Consider the following 14,058-nt stretch of genomic DNA (forward strand, 5'->3'; position numbering starts at 1 on the left):
GTTACTGCTCACCTTTTTCTGCCCAAGGGAGCACTAGCTCACCCGTATCGCTAAAGCGATACTGGTTGTCATACCAACCCAAACCAAACAATGCCAGCACGTTGTTGTAGTATTCATCATTACGATCCGTCACTAGATTTGTGCGGATACGATTTGCCCACAAGTCTGTCACGTCCGTTGACGAGTGAATCATTAGTAAAGGTAACAGAGCAGCATCAAAGCCCACAGGGCCTTTCTTCTCTAGCCTTCCAGTTTGAGCATAGGTGTTAAGCGGTGCAAAGCCTTGAGTCATCGACTGCTTCGCAAAAGACGTCAATGAATCGATAATAGGCTGATAGCCATCCATTGCATTCGGCATCATACCCGCCCAAAGGTAGCTTCGAATGGCATTGTAGTTACCAACGTCAGTCGTCTGTTGGTCGTAACTAATAGCATTACCATCATACAGCAACCAATCCGGGCTAACGCCTTTCGCCTGACTGGTTGTCAAAAGCTTAAGTGATCCTTGATAAAGATCTTTCCATTCTCCTTTGGTGTCGCGCGATGCAAACGCCGCTAACAACGGCATTGGAGTATAACTAGGGTTGAGCTTGACCTTATCTTGCAGTTCAAAGCCTTGTTTACCGGGTAAAAGCTGTCTGTCACCTGGCCCAAAAGCGACCGTTTCTTCTCGCAAAATACGTTCAGCTAGCAAATAGCCGACATTCTGATAATAGTCATCCCCCCAGATACGCCCAGCTTCGATCAAGGTATACGCGATCCACAAATCTGAGTCAGAAGCAGAGTTAGCATCGAGCACACCGTATCCCTGGCTGGTTTTTCCCCACAACCAAGCAGGAAGACGAGCGGTGAGATCACCCTGCGCCAAATTCTGTTGAGTCCAGTCATAAAGCAGATCAAACGCATTACGATCATTCGCCACCAGCGCAAAAAACAGGGCGTAAGACTGCCCTTCCGATGTCGTAATCAACCGCTTATCCGAACCATCGACAATGCGCCCTTTTGGTGTCATGTAAACCGCCTTGAAACGGCTCCAATCTTGCCATTCATCTGCGTGCACCACGGTTGTTGTCACGCTTAGCAAAAGAGCTAGGGTCGTAATCAAAGACTTCATAGCTAAGCTCCTTTATTTGCCAAACGTCGCTTGGCATAACGAGACAGCATTCGCCACATCAACATGGTAAATGCAACGACCAACAACAAAGCCACGGCAACCATTAGCATTGGGCGATCAGAAAAGTGATACCACACAAGATCGAACAGTGGCAGTTGACCTACGTAATAGTAATCGCCTACTTGATGGCTAGTGATGTCATTCTGCGTGATGGCAACTGCAGAGCCACTAATAGTATCCGCTCGCGCATTCATTGCACCAAAGAGCAATGGCACCGACGCATCATTACGGGCCGACAAAACAGTAACGGTGCGCTGCTTAGTCAGTGGAGACTCGAAACTTGCAATAGAGGCAAACTCACCGCGAGCTCGCACGTTGGCACTCATGGTTGCCTGGCGACCAGATAAATTCGCTATGCCCTGCGCTTGCGGCTTCTCTGAAACGGCAGTGGCTTCAATGAAACGCCCTGACTCACTAGAGCTCACATGCGCTAAAGACGTCGATGTCAGTTTAAATTTGTCAGCGGCCTGCACGCCAAGAACCAAAATATCTTTATCAACCAAGCTCGCTTCATCCCACTCTTCCAACAAATCGAACTGATAGGCTGGGAGGCCTGTTTTTTTCGAGATTAAACCCACAGTATTCAGTAAAAGCTCGACCTCTTTGCTGCTTGGTTTCGGCGAAATCACAACAGATGTCTCTGATAAGTCGGCCATTCGTGAATATGGGAACCCAGAGCTCACAAAAGAGTGAGCGTTTGGCATTCGGATGTAGTGAGGAAAGCCTGAGAAATCTAACGTCGAGTCACCGTCTACCGCCGCATAATAGATAGACGGACCCACCCCCTCACAGATCCCCGTTGACACGTTGGCTATCTGGAAATTAAACGCCAAGGTATTGTTCTCGGTGATTTTAAATCCTGGCAGTTGTGTTGATGAACGCGCACTAAACGACTCGCTGCCTAAGATAGGCACACGCCACGTATCTTGTTCACCCTCACTTTTGTTCTCATCCAGCGGAAACGCACGCACAAAACGGTCATTGACCGAGATATTTAGGCGCGACGTCTTACTGCCCTTCAGCGGTGGCGAATAGCGATAGCTCAGCTTCATCGGAACGGTATTCGCATTCCATGTAAACAAGTCAGGAGGCAGAGTGAAACTCACTCGAATCGGCGGTAACTCAACGCCTTGTGATTCTAATTGATAGTTCCCCTCGATAAGCTCCGAGAACTTCACGGGTCTGTCAGTCGGTAGCCAATTGGGAGCATCATAGGGTTTGCGAGGTGCAACCTTATTTACACTGTTGATATACGCCACCTCCCCCGACATCAACTGACTACCGGCAACAAGCCCTTTAGCTGCTAACGCTAACTGCTCTTCATCTTTACCAAGTACTAGTAACAGCTTTTTACCCGGCGCGCTGGGGTGTGTCACCATCTGGATAGTCGGCTTAGTGATCTCTGGCAGGTCCTTAATTAACTCAGGGCGTTTGTCATTGGTCGCCAACACGATAGCATGATGGTTCGGCGTCTCTTGTTGGAATACAGGAAAGCTCACCTCTCGCCAATTTGCTTGGCTTGAAAAGTATGACGCCACCACTGACGCTGAGTGCAGGTTTTGTAAGCCAAAATCTGACGGCATTACGACTGGAATGCTCACATCTTTTAGATCACGAGCATCAAAAAAAGGCGCTGGAAGCAAACTGAGTTCATTGGCGACTTCAATATCGCGAACATCTAGAGTAATACGGCTCGCTGAGCCCAGCTCCCACCACAATGCAGGATCGCTAGCGTCACTGCACTCTTCATCAATGCGACCAATTAGCTCAAATTTAATCTGGTTGTAGTTCTTAAAAAAACGCCCATCTAGCTCAATCACTTTGGTTAACAGCGGCGAGTCGCTTTGCGCGAAATCCACCACATCCATCAACTCTTCGTTGAGATAGACACGTAAATGAGAGACACGAGCGCGCAACGCAGGAGATGGAGCGAACTCTAAATTCAGCGAGCCGCCAGTGATTATCTGATCAAGTCGTGATCCAAAGCCTAGATAAGCAGTGCCGCCACTTCCTTTTATCGAGATCGATGACGGACCAGCTATTTCACTGAAGGTATAGCTCACTTGCTTGGTCGAGGTATCTACAAAATCGGCCCACACTGAGGTCGACAACATAGATGCCGCACCTAGTAGTAACCCCGATAAAGCGTGAATCAGTTTCATTCTTTGTTCCTATACAATCCAGCGAGGGCGATAAGAGGCTACGCTTGCCACCATATCGAACCACTTAAATACGACCGTTTTAACCATAGCAGGGCTAAATTCAATCATTTTCCTGATGCCAATCGCACTCGCGTAAAGCATGCTTTTCAAACTCTCTAATGGTTTATCTTGCTCATACGCTTGCTGCCACTTTGACCATGTATCAGAGCGAGCAAATGTACATTGCACAAAGCGCTTCTCTTTCTCCATGGTCATTGGTAATAGCTCTGCACCAATGACGCCATCTCGACTAAAACGGACGACACAGCGAAACGATTCTTTGATTCCATAACGCTCGAGGGCGACCAAAACTTCATCGCCGTTTTGGATATTAATGTTTGGGTCCACTTGCATTCCAAGACCGCTAAACGAAAAATCCTTTAATCTAGCAGGATAGTGATGACCCGATGTCGTCATAAACGAAACGGGATAATCGACATCAATTCGATGCGCCATACGCACCTGCTTCTCTTCTGCAGCTACAGCCAGCGCCACACCCAGAACAATGAGGTTGTACATCACCCAAAACAGGTTGACTAAAACGGTGGTGGTATCTGTAAACTCGTAGTCAAACAATCGGAAGATTCCGACAGCAAATCCTGTCAAATTAAGCAATAACAAACCAATAATGGGCTTACTGATGTCCCAATCAAAAAAGCGCTTATCAATCAACCCGCCTTTAGCGGTCACATTGAAGCTACCTTTTCCAGGTGAAAACAAGGCAACCGTCGTAGGAATCGCAATGTACCAAGCCAATACCGTCTCATACACTTCACCCCAAAAAGAGTGTCGATACTGACCTTGTATACGCGAGTTCGCGACGTTCGCGTGAAACATGTGCGGCAAGACAAACAGCACGATAGCCAGCGCTGGCGCATAAATGATGTAGGCATCCAATATCAAGAAAGCCAGTGGCGCGACCATAAAAATTAAACGCGGTATACCACTTAAAAAGTGCATCATACCGTTAAGGTAACAAAGTCGCTGCTGCCAAGAAAGTCCTTTCCCAAACAATGGGTTATCCGTCCTAAAGATTTGAGCCATACCTCGGGCCCATCGAATACGCTGCCCGATATGCGCGGACAGACTGTCGGTTGCAAGACCGGCCGAAATAGGCTCTTTGAGATACGCACTGCGATAGCCCAAACGATGCATTTTGAGTGCTGTGTGCGCATCTTCCGTCACGGTTTCCACGGCAACACCACCCACTTCTTCAAGAGGGCCACGTCGCAGGATGGCACACGACCCGCAGAAAAAGGCGGCATCCCACATATCGTTACCATCTTGAATCAAACCATAGAACAAGTTGCCTTCATTTGGCAGTTGTCTAAAGCGCGACAGATTGCGCTCAAATGGATCCGGCGAAAAAAAGTGGTGTGGGGTCTGTACGAGTGCCAAGTTATCGTCTTTTAAGAACGCTCCCATAGTGACTTGGAAAAATGCACGTGTCGGTATGTGGTCACAATCAAATATTGCAACATAGTCGCCATGAGTGCGCTTGAGGGCGTAGTTTAGATTTCCCGCTTTAGCGTGTTCGTTGGTTGGCCGTCGGATATAGCCAACGCCAGCTTGCTCCGCAAACGCTTGAAAATCATCCCTTTTACCATCATCAAGGATATAGATACTGATTTTGTTTTTTGGCCAATCAATGGCTGTCGCTGCCAGAACGGTCGCACGAACAACTTCTAACTCTTCATTATAGGTAGGAATAAACAGATCGATACTTGGCCAAGTGTTAGAGTCCTCAGGTAACGCTTCAGGCGTTCGATTCAAAGGCCAGATCGTTTGGAAATAGCTGAGAAGCAGGACCATCCAAGAGTAGGTTTCCGCCATGAGCAGTACTAGCCCCAAGATCATGTCCAGATCTTTATCCCAGTTGATAGTCGATGAATATCGCCACCAGAGATAGCGACACGACGCAATCAGTGACAAGATGATAAGCAACATATTAGGCAGACGCCCTTTGACGCCCCGAACAGAGGCAGCCACTACTGCGAGTACACTGACAAAAACAACCTGGGCAGTTATCGAGAAAGGCACTGTCAAGCAAAGTGCGGTAAGAATCAATAGAACGGCATAAAGCAAACTATCTGGCACAAAATGGTTGGCACTGCGTTTTACTCCTCGCCCTTCAAGCCTATCATCAATTTTTGTCACAAGACGCGCAGATAAGCGCCGGCATAGCCCAAAGAAACGAGCATTCATTGCTCTTATCGCATTGAAGTGACGCGTTAGGGTCCAATCTTTCCACGTGAAGTCTTGCTTGATAACCGATAACCAAAAGATTTGTATACAGAGCCTAAGATTGTCGCCAAAACCAAATTGGTTCATGTCTATCTGCGGAAAGTAGCGATCCCAATCGGATCGCGAGGGGATCTGGCGCGAGAAAGCGACCACAACTAAGAAGCAAAGCAGTGGCAACGTATGACGGTTTTTCAACGCCATTTCAGATACTTGAATAGACTCTGAAAACTGACGAAGCAGATCGAGTGAAATAAATCGAGCAACAAACATGTTTATGAGCGTAGCTGGTTCTTTTCTATCTGAGACAACAACACGGTTGCCAATTGCCTAAATTCCACCGCTGCATTTGAGCGCTTTGCCGCGGTCATCACATTACCAAGCATGGCAAAGGCTTCTTGAATAGCAATATCAAAATAAAGGTGGGCAGAAACTAATCGAGTGCCGAGTAACTCCTCTAGCACCAATGTCATGTCTCTGGACAGCGCAACATCATGACGACACTGGTTTAGGACGAAGTAAGTTGACGGCTTTGCAGCATCATGTTGCAGGGCTCGATTGAGCAGTGTTACCGAGCTAGGTGTCGGGTTAATAACATTGAGCGTTAGGGATATACGCTCCTCAAACGAGATATCGGAAATGTCGTGGGGCGCAGAAACAATCACGATTTCAAACTTGTCTTGTGCCGCGCTCAACATCTCAGCGAGTATGTTAGTGTATTCAACCGACGTAAATGTGGCCGTTCCATGAGGCAGAAAATAACTGCCTATGGGATCTTTCATAAGCGCGCTTTTCCAGCTCTCTTGACGCTTAATAGCATTAGTCCAGCCAAGAACATGCTCAGTTGAATGACCAAACCAAGGTCCACTCAGGTTCTTGGGATCAAGGTCAACCAGCAATACTTTATGCCCCAATACTGTATAGGCAGCCGCTAGATTGGCAGCAACACTACTTGCTCCCACCCCAGCATGAACACCTTTAACAAGTATCACGGACATTAGTGTTTACTCTCCCTCAAGTTGTGCTTCTGAGAATGCTTCAACTTGGTTGTCGTGCTCGACCAATGTTTTACCCTTGTCATCGGTTTGCACTGTGTGGTTTGATTGCAAAAAACTCCATTTACTTTGCGATGATTCTATTTCGTTCTTACGTTCCAAGTTCTGATAACCAGTAGCCGGAATCCCGTAGGAATTATAGATCTGCTCTACATCAGCGGTGTGTTTTTGCATTACCTTAAACGACTCTTACTAAGATAAGTTTGTTCTAAATTTGAGCGCATAGTACACTAATACTCAATTAATATCACTATCACCAATGGTAAATAGGCGAATGATTCAGCAAATCATATACATTAACTCTTGGGAGTCATTGGAAAATTTGTTGATACAAGGCGAAAATATCCCGCTTTTTAAAGCGAAAACTGACCTATTTACCTCTCCACTCAGTAAGAAATTTCTGACATACGATGGTCATTTAACCACCATAAGTAGTGATTTCATCAACCTAAATTTTGATCGAATCTTGCTGTCAGACGTCGACTTGTCTATACCTGACTTCTTAGCTGATATCTCACGAATCCCTACTGACAAGAATGTTCATATCGTTATATTGCTCGATCTAAAAGAAAGCACAAAACTGGATGTTAAATTTGCGATCGAACAAGCAACAACTAACTTTATAAACATTACATTTTTGTTACTAGATATTAATGACGATTATGACGCGAATGAATTTCGTGAAAGTTTACAGGGGAATTCAATATTTATTGGTGAGTTTAAAACTCATCAAAAACAATGTTTTTTAAAAAGTTGCGCTTTATCAGGACGGTAATACTCGTTTAGAGAACAAACTGTTTGTCTTGTCAGACGACGCGAAGTCTCGACCGCAGCGAGGTACACTTCCAGTGTTAGTTTCATTGCAAGCCGCAAGTAAAGAGTTTTTAAAAACACACGGTTTCCATTCATTTGATGGCCATGATTTCCCAAGTTCCGTCCTAGAGACCAGCAGTAAAGCCGTTGTAGTTTTACCTTGTCGTGGATTCGACGACATACGCCTCGTCGCTAAAACCATTCTCGGCAATAAGAACTTATATGGAGACAGCATTCATTTCGTAGTTAAAGAGCTCTCCCCTTGTATTCGTTACAATGATTTTCATATGCTTATCACCGCGGGGGCGCAAAGCATCGTTGAGCACAACCGAAATGAAGCATCACTTTATGACCAAATTCGCCTAGCTTCTATCACTCAGATGGAGGCCAGCTACCTAAACGAACAAAGCTTATTTGAGCAATTTGAGAGTCCGGTTCGTGAAAGTGGCTTTGTTAGCTATAGTGAATTTAAGTCAATTACACTAAATGCAATCGAGCTTTGTCAGAATACTCAGATAGAATACGCGCTGATCGAGCTCATTCCCTATTCCTCAGTGCCACTCAATGAGGTGGTCTCGTATAGTACGATTAAGCGGAGAGGAGACATTGCTTGCCAAATCGATGGCCGAGTCTTGATCTTTTTTAGCTCGTTACGCCGGTATGAGATACACCAAGCTTTGCTTAATGTCTTCGCAGTCTCACCAAGCGAGTTGTTCATCGACGAAATACAACTGATAACGGCTGAAACTATCATCGACCGACTATCCAACCTTCAGGCAATCGACTACCTTGATAAAAGTGAGACCGATGTATTAGGACCTGATACGGCGATACCTATGAGTCGTTACGCTAAACCTGTCGATTGGGATGACGTATGAACATTGAAGATTTTCTGATTGTCGCAGGCTTGTTTACCCTTGTTGGTTTAGCCATCGGCGTTGTCGCGCCTAGTGTGTTCCGGATGGTCGCTAGACTTATTTCCCGGCTCAGCAAGCGCCCAAAACACTTAAGAGAAACCAAACTTTAAACCATGCATAGTACCAAGCCCATTGTTTCCATATCCCTAGGTTGGTGGACACTCTACTTTGCGCTGAAGCTGGCCTTATACGCCAGTGATACATTGAATTTTTCTCCTTTGTACAACTTCAGCTTGCTTTGTTTTGTCGCGATCCCTCTTCGCTCTCGTTGGCTCAACATAGCCAGACACGGCGTTGCTCTCGCACTAGCGCTGCTTTTACTCCATCATGACTCCTATTTGCCGCCAATAGAACGTCTGTTTAGTCAGTGGGATCTTGTCAGTCAGTTTGATAGCGCTTACCTTTTTGCTTTGGCAAAAGACTTTATCTCGGTCGACTTTTTGTTGCTCGGCTTCACCCTGTTCGTGGCTTACCTTTATCTCAATCAGATCTTACGTCTATCGACATTCGTGGTTTTGGGTATGGTCGTAGCGTCTATTCCAAGTTCCTTCTGGCAAGTCTCCTTCACGACCGCCTCTCCACTTGAAAAGACTGAAGTTCAGCCCGCAGGAGTAGCGCCAGAGACACCGCAAGTGGCGATAGATACTTCGTCAGAGGGACTCACCAACTACATTGGTCAGTTTTTCAATCAGCAAGCATCAAAAACCTCGACGCTCACCAATATTGATGCACTTGCAGAGCAGCCTAACTTCGATATTTTATTCCTCAGCGTTTGTTCACTGGCTTGGGACGATTTGGAGTACTCAGGCAACATCGATCATCCGATATTTAAAGAGTTCGATATTCTATTTAAGAAGTTTAACTCTGCCACATCGTATAGTGGCCCTGCCGTTTTGAGGATCTTGCGGGCTAACTGTGGTCAGCAATCTCACGCAGACCTGTTCAATGATAATCTCACTCAACAGTGCTCACTGTTCGATCAGCTCGCTCGCCTTGGGTTTAGCAAAGAGGTTTTCATGAACCACGACGGCAAGTTTGACGGTTTCAATAAGCACATTGCCAACAACATCGGTAGCTTCTCACCGGCCGTCGATATAGAGACGATGTCGCCGTCGCAATACGCATTTGATGGCACCAAGATATACAGCGATGAACAGATTCTCTCGCAATGGGAGCAACTTTCACACGACAAACCGACAGTGAGCCTCTACAACACGATCAGCATTCACGATGGTAACCGCGTTGTTGGTCAATCTGGCTCTCGCTTGGTCACTTACAAACGCCAACAGAAAATTCTGCTGGATGAGTTGTATGCCTTCTTCCAGTTACTAAAAGAGAGCAAGCGAAACGTGGTTGTCGTATTGCTTCCGGAGCATGGCGCAGCCGTTCGCGGTGACCGTATGCAGATATCGGGAATGAGAGAAATTCCCACAAAAGCAATCACTAACGTGCCTGTCGGCATTAAGTTTTTTGGTAACGCGTCTATCGACAACCGTACGCAGTTAGATGTCGAAGAACCCGTTAGCTTCTTAGCCCTTAGCGATCTTCTTGCCAATATCGTCACTAGTGACATGTACCAAGGTAAGTCGACATCACTTGCATCGCTTACCCAAGGTCTGCCGACAACACCAGTCATATCTCAGAACTCTGGAACCACCATGCTCGAAGTGGATGGCAAGCAGTTCTATAGCTTTGACGATCAATCTTGGACTGAGTACAGACCCCGCAGTAATTAAACCGACACGGTTACGTTCCTTGCATAACAAGCATAAAAAAAGAGCTCTATCTAGCGAGATAGAGCTCTTCTTCAATGACTTTGGTTTAATCTTAACTAAGAGCGCTTCCAGCGATTTCTGCGTCCAGGTTTGATCGTCGCAGCTTTCGCTTTAACTTCCGGCAGCAACTGAGTCTCAGCGGCGAAATAACGCCCCTGCCCCCCAGTAACGCCCAGATCTATCAATGTGTGCCACTCTTTCTTAGTTTCCACACCAACCGCAATCACCTTGGTTGGGGCATCACCACATGCACCAACCATACTTCGCACGAAGAGCTGGTTTTCATCTCGCTGATCAATGCGCTTGACTAGGCTGCGATGCAATTTGAGGTAGTCGACTTTTAAATCTTTTATGTAGTGCGTGCTGACAATCGAACGTCCCGCTTGCCCAACGATCACGGTGCACCCTAGCCCAGAGAGCATTTTAACCACAGGACGAATATAGTCGAGATGCTGCACTAAGCGAGCCTCTGAGAACTCAAAGCTCAATTGCTTTCTGACGCCAACCGGTAGTTGCAGCAACTCATCTCTGAACCACTTGAAGTAGTTCTTGTTGGCAAACGGCACCACATAGACATTAATCGAAACGGGCAACGTAATCTGGCCTTGCTTGATACTTCTAAATAGCTTGCCCAGTACTGCTCTATCAAAGTTCGCCTCATAACCGACTTGAAGCAGAGCCGAGTGGAATCGGGATGCCTTCACCGTTCCTCTTTCTGGATCATCGATTCTGGCAAACAGCTCTTTGTGAATCGTATTCAGCTCTTTGCCTTTCTCGTACAGATAACAGGGCTGAGCATAGATCAACAAATTCTCTGGCAACAAGGCTTTATCAAATAAGGTTCTCCAGCGGACGCTACCACGCTCATCAAACGGTTGGGCTTGCTTTTGGAATCGACTCCAGTTATTAACTCGCTGCAGTTGAGCGCTCTTAAGAGCCGTTTCCGCCTCTTCCATGATGCGTCCTCGACGCTCCCCTTCGGAGTACATACTCACCCCGATATGACACCAATTATCTTCATCAAGAGGCGCAGGCGGCGGTGCCTTCTCCATTTGGCGAATACACTGGCTCGCCAGGTTCGCAACGTCTTTACTGCTTTGATGTGGAATAAATATGGCAAAGTCTGCATCGTAGTAACGAGAGAATATAGCATCAGGGTATTTTTGAATTGATTGAGACAATACCTCGCCGACCTCAATTAAGAAGTCATCGGCAGCGGATTTACCTAACTTTTCCTGCGCCTGCTCCCAGTCTTCAATGCTGAATAAGATGACACCACCCTGAGCGCCACTTTCTTGCAAAGCTGACTCTAGCTTGCTATCAAAAAGCATCCGATTGGCGCTGCCAGTCAATGGATCGAGGAAGGTTTGAGTCCTAATGAAGGTATCAAATCGACTACGCTCTTGGCGCGCATCCTGAAGCTCTTCGATTAAGATATCCAGCGCTTCACTGGCGGTGTATGGCCACTCTCGCTCATCCCCTTTAGCGTATTGTTCAACACGCCCACCTAGGATCATACGCCCGCGCTCTTCGAGAAGCTCAGAGCCAACTAACTGCTGGCGCAGCCATTTCACGCCTTGCATCAAGCAAAATACAATCAAGCCAAATGCCAGCGTCACCGACCACATGGCTTCTATCGAATAGCGAACATCTAAATAAGGGGGTAAGGCGACAAACTCTACGCGGTAGCCTTCATTTCTCTCGAGTTCAAAGCCTTGCTTGTAGACAATGGTTCTGTCTATGGTTGGCGAGGTGTTCTTATATCGGTAGACAATACCGGCAGATGAGAGCAACTGCATCTCTATGATATTACTTGCCTGAAGCATTTTAGGCATCCAGCGCTGCATCATGTACGCAGCATCTGGGTCTTCAAGCTCTTTATCTATCACCTTAACAATCCCTGCTAAGTGGTGATTTAAATACTCTTGTCCCATTCGCTTAATCGACAAAGTGCCACCGACAAAGAGAATAAAGACCGCACTCATCACGATCACCGTAACAAAAGCGACCAAGCGCGTGCTCAGCTTGAGAGTGGGAGTTTGCCTCATAGGTTGTCAAAGTCCTTTTTGAACAGAGAAATAGCCAGCTATATTAATGTTTGTTATATCAAATTTAACCAAAACCTTTAAGTAACAGGCTATGGCAAGGTTCTAAGAAACACAAAAAAACCGCGATGATCATCGCGGCTTCTTATGTTCAATACCATCAGTGCTACACACTGATCTCACCAAACCTCGATTTAGAACGGGATGTCGTCGTCGAAATCCATTGGTGGTTCATTGTATTGTGGCTGCTGTTGAGCAGGTTTTTGCTGTGCTGGCTGCTGAACTGCAGGCTGCTGTGGCTGACCCCAACCTTGTTGTTGTGGAGCTTGCTGCTGCATACCGCCTTGGTTCATACCACCCTGCATTGGAGCACCGCCGCCTTGACGGCCGCCTAGCATCTGCATAACACCGTTAAAGCCTTGGACCACAACCTCTGTTGTGTAGCGGTCTTGACCATTTTGGTCTTGCCACTTACGAGTCTGAAGTTGACCTTCGATGTACACTTGAGAGCCTTTTCTCAAGTACTCGCCAGCCACTTCTGCCAGCTTGCCGAATAGTGCAACACGGTGCCACTCAGTTTTTTCGCGCTGTTCGCCAGTCGCCTTATCACGCCACGATTCAGAAGTCGCGATTGTAATATTCGCCACGGCACCGCCGTTTGGCATGTAACGAATTTCTGGGTCGTTACCTAAGTTACCCACTAGAATGACTTTGTTTACTCCACGGCTTGCCATGTTTTGCTCCGTAACCACAGTGTGTTTTAAAATAGCCCAGTAGGATACCACGAACCAACCAGACAGCAACAGCGCTTATGTGAACTATCCTACAATCCAGCGCACGTGTCTGAATATAAGTCTAGCGTTGAAACTTCAGACCTTCTACAAAATGCGCCCACCTTATATACATATCAGTTACTTGATTTGCTTTAACTCTCTCCCATTTTACGTTGTAAACACTGGAAGCCAAATTTTATAAACTTCAATATGCACGCTAGTTCAGTGGCAAAATTAATAATGATTATGAGAAAGAATAGCTATAAGCGAACCATACAACACGTCAGTTTTGGGAAAGACCTAGACGTCACGCAGCGCGTAAATGAGCTGTCCAATCTATGCATCAATAGCATCGAAACTATTACTCCGAACGACTTGCTCAATGTCTCGTCGGGACCAAGAAACCGCATCCTTCTTTTTGATTATGAAGAATCCCTAGACCTATTCAAACAAGTGCTAAATCTGCCCCTTGCTAGCAAAAATTTTGAGACGATTCTCATCAACGTTCCTCACAGGCTAACTACTGAAGAGATTCTCAGGTATGGTCACATCAAAGGACTTTTTTATACCCATGAGGATGCGAGTAAGATTACCTATGGGTTTGGCGAGATCATCAATGGAAAAAACTGGTTACCAAGAGACGTCGCAAGCCAACTTATACACCATTATCGCTATGTCGTTTCGGCGAATACTTCTACCACAGTGGTAGATTTAACCTCACGAGAAATTGAAATATTACGCTGCTTGCAATCGGGTGCGAGTAATCTCGAAATTTCTGAAGATTTATACATCACGGAGTCGACGGTAAAGTCTCATTTGTATCAGGTTTTTAGAAAGCTATCGGTCAAAAACAGACTCCAGGCTATTGCGTGGGCAAACCAACACTTGCTGTCATAAGCCACCTTTCTTCTACAAAAATCAGACCCGTTACTCTTTATTTTACAAGCATCTTTATCACTTGCATGTGAATCGAACTTCACAATATTTCTACTGTCATAACCCAACGTTACTCTGTAGACTATGACGTATTCGCCATCGTTGGCAGTGAATTAAAACTTATAAAG

12 protein-coding genes are annotated in these 14,058 nt (G+C 46.2%); 5 read left to right on the forward strand and 7 right to left on the reverse strand.

The genetic code is table 11. The features are described 5' to 3' along the window. Position 1: 1 nt before the first annotated feature. From bcsZ to AC6I8Y_RS14155, 5 genes are read right to left on the reverse strand one after another with little or no spacing between them, the layout of a single operon-like run. Complete coding sequence (gene bcsZ, locus AC6I8Y_RS14135) at positions 2 to 1,114, reverse strand: cellulose synthase complex periplasmic endoglucanase BcsZ (protein WP_498020387.1); 1,113 nt, start codon at positions 1,112 to 1,114, stop codon at positions 2 to 4. Positions 1,115 to 1,116: 2 nt separating this feature from the next. After that, positions 1,117 to 3,336 (reverse strand): cellulose biosynthesis cyclic di-GMP-binding regulatory protein BcsB, encoded by a 2,220-nt coding sequence (gene bcsB, locus AC6I8Y_RS14140; RefSeq protein ID WP_498020388.1) that lies wholly within the window; start codon positions 3,334 to 3,336, stop codon positions 1,117 to 1,119. Between the two features lie 9 nt (positions 3,337 to 3,345). Then, positions 3,346 to 5,889, reverse strand: coding sequence for a UDP-forming cellulose synthase catalytic subunit (bcsA, locus tag AC6I8Y_RS14145; protein ID WP_394150857.1), 2,544 nt, complete (start codon positions 5,887 to 5,889; stop codon positions 3,346 to 3,348). A 2-nt stretch (positions 5,890 to 5,891) separates the two neighbouring features. Beyond that, positions 5,892 to 6,614, reverse strand: coding sequence for a cellulose synthase operon protein YhjQ/BcsQ (locus tag AC6I8Y_RS14150; RefSeq protein WP_498020389.1), 723 nt, complete (start codon positions 6,612 to 6,614; stop codon positions 5,892 to 5,894). 6 nt (positions 6,615 to 6,620) lie between these two features. After that, positions 6,621 to 6,845, reverse strand: coding sequence for a hypothetical protein (locus tag AC6I8Y_RS14155; RefSeq protein ID WP_394150859.1), 225 nt, complete (start codon positions 6,843 to 6,845; stop codon positions 6,621 to 6,623). A 100-nt stretch (positions 6,846 to 6,945) separates the two neighbouring features. Between AC6I8Y_RS14155 and AC6I8Y_RS14160 the strand changes: the two genes are divergently transcribed. The 4 genes from AC6I8Y_RS14160 (at position 6,946) to bcsG (ending at position 10,137) form a co-directional block, all read left to right on the forward strand. Continuing rightward, complete coding sequence (locus AC6I8Y_RS14160) at positions 6,946 to 7,446, forward strand: hypothetical protein (RefSeq protein ID WP_498020390.1); 501 nt, start codon at positions 6,946 to 6,948, stop codon at positions 7,444 to 7,446. Between the two features lie 73 nt (positions 7,447 to 7,519). Then, positions 7,520 to 8,362 (forward strand): hypothetical protein, encoded by an 843-nt coding sequence (locus tag AC6I8Y_RS14165; protein ID WP_498020391.1) that lies wholly within the window; start codon positions 7,520 to 7,522, stop codon positions 8,360 to 8,362. Then, the gene (locus AC6I8Y_RS14170) at positions 8,359 to 8,511 is read left to right on the forward strand and encodes a hypothetical protein (protein WP_394150861.1); all 153 of its coding nucleotides are present in this window, start codon (positions 8,359 to 8,361) and stop codon (positions 8,509 to 8,511) included. The genes AC6I8Y_RS14165 and AC6I8Y_RS14170 overlap by 4 nt, the downstream gene beginning before the upstream one ends. Positions 8,512 to 8,514: 3 nt before the next feature. Beyond that, a complete protein-coding gene (gene bcsG, locus AC6I8Y_RS14175) occupies positions 8,515 to 10,137 on the forward strand; it encodes a cellulose biosynthesis protein BcsG (RefSeq protein ID WP_498020392.1) in 1,623 nt (540 codons plus the stop codon). 95 nt (positions 10,138 to 10,232) lie between these two features. Here bcsG and csrD read toward each other — a convergent pair whose 3' ends face one another. Then, on the reverse strand, positions 10,233 to 12,224 hold the full coding sequence (gene csrD / locus AC6I8Y_RS14180) for an RNase E specificity factor CsrD (protein WP_498020393.1): 1,992 nt from the start codon (positions 12,222 to 12,224) through the stop codon (positions 10,233 to 10,235). Between the two features lie 191 nt (positions 12,225 to 12,415). After that, positions 12,416 to 12,955 (reverse strand): single-stranded DNA-binding protein, encoded by a 540-nt coding sequence (locus AC6I8Y_RS14185; RefSeq protein ID WP_042473381.1) that lies wholly within the window; start codon positions 12,953 to 12,955, stop codon positions 12,416 to 12,418. Between the two features lie 285 nt (positions 12,956 to 13,240). On the opposite strand from AC6I8Y_RS14185, the gene AC6I8Y_RS14190 reads away from it, so the two are divergent. Continuing rightward, positions 13,241 to 13,891: a LuxR C-terminal-related transcriptional regulator gene (locus tag AC6I8Y_RS14190; RefSeq protein ID WP_394150935.1), complete on the forward strand. Its 651-nt coding sequence runs from the start codon at positions 13,241 to 13,243 to the stop codon at positions 13,889 to 13,891. Positions 13,892 to 14,058 lie beyond the last annotated feature (167 nt).

This window comes from Vibrio sp. KUL78, from assembly GCF_059725505.1.

Excerpts from the sequence above, each read along its gene's own strand:
- bcsZ (WP_498020387.1), bottom strand. The coding sequence starts at position 1,114 with ATGAAGTCTTTGATTACGACCCTAGCTCTTTTGCTAAGCGTGACAACA.
- bcsB (WP_498020388.1), bottom strand. The coding sequence starts at position 3,336 with ATGAAACTGATTCACGCTTTATCGGGGTTACTACTAGGTGCGGCATCT.
- bcsA (WP_394150857.1), bottom strand. The coding sequence starts at position 5,889 with ATGTTTGTTGCTCGATTTATTTCACTCGATCTGCTTCGTCAGTTTTCA.
- AC6I8Y_RS14150 (WP_498020389.1), bottom strand. The coding sequence starts at position 6,614 with ATGTCCGTGATACTTGTTAAAGGTGTTCATGCTGGGGTGGGAGCAAGT.
- AC6I8Y_RS14155 (WP_394150859.1), bottom strand. The coding sequence starts at position 6,845 with ATGCAAAAACACACCGCTGATGTAGAGCAGATCTATAATTCCTACGGG.
- AC6I8Y_RS14160 (WP_498020390.1), top strand. The coding sequence starts at position 6,946 with ATGATTCAGCAAATCATATACATTAACTCTTGGGAGTCATTGGAAAAT.
- AC6I8Y_RS14170 (WP_394150861.1), top strand. The coding sequence starts at position 8,359 with ATGAACATTGAAGATTTTCTGATTGTCGCAGGCTTGTTTACCCTTGTT.
- bcsG (WP_498020392.1), top strand. The coding sequence starts at position 8,515 with ATGCATAGTACCAAGCCCATTGTTTCCATATCCCTAGGTTGGTGGACA.
- csrD (WP_498020393.1), bottom strand. The coding sequence starts at position 12,224 with ATGAGGCAAACTCCCACTCTCAAGCTGAGCACGCGCTTGGTCGCTTTT.
- AC6I8Y_RS14185 (WP_042473381.1), bottom strand. The coding sequence starts at position 12,955 with ATGGCAAGCCGTGGAGTAAACAAAGTCATTCTAGTGGGTAACTTAGGT.
- AC6I8Y_RS14190 (WP_394150935.1), top strand. The coding sequence starts at position 13,241 with ATGAGAAAGAATAGCTATAAGCGAACCATACAACACGTCAGTTTTGGG.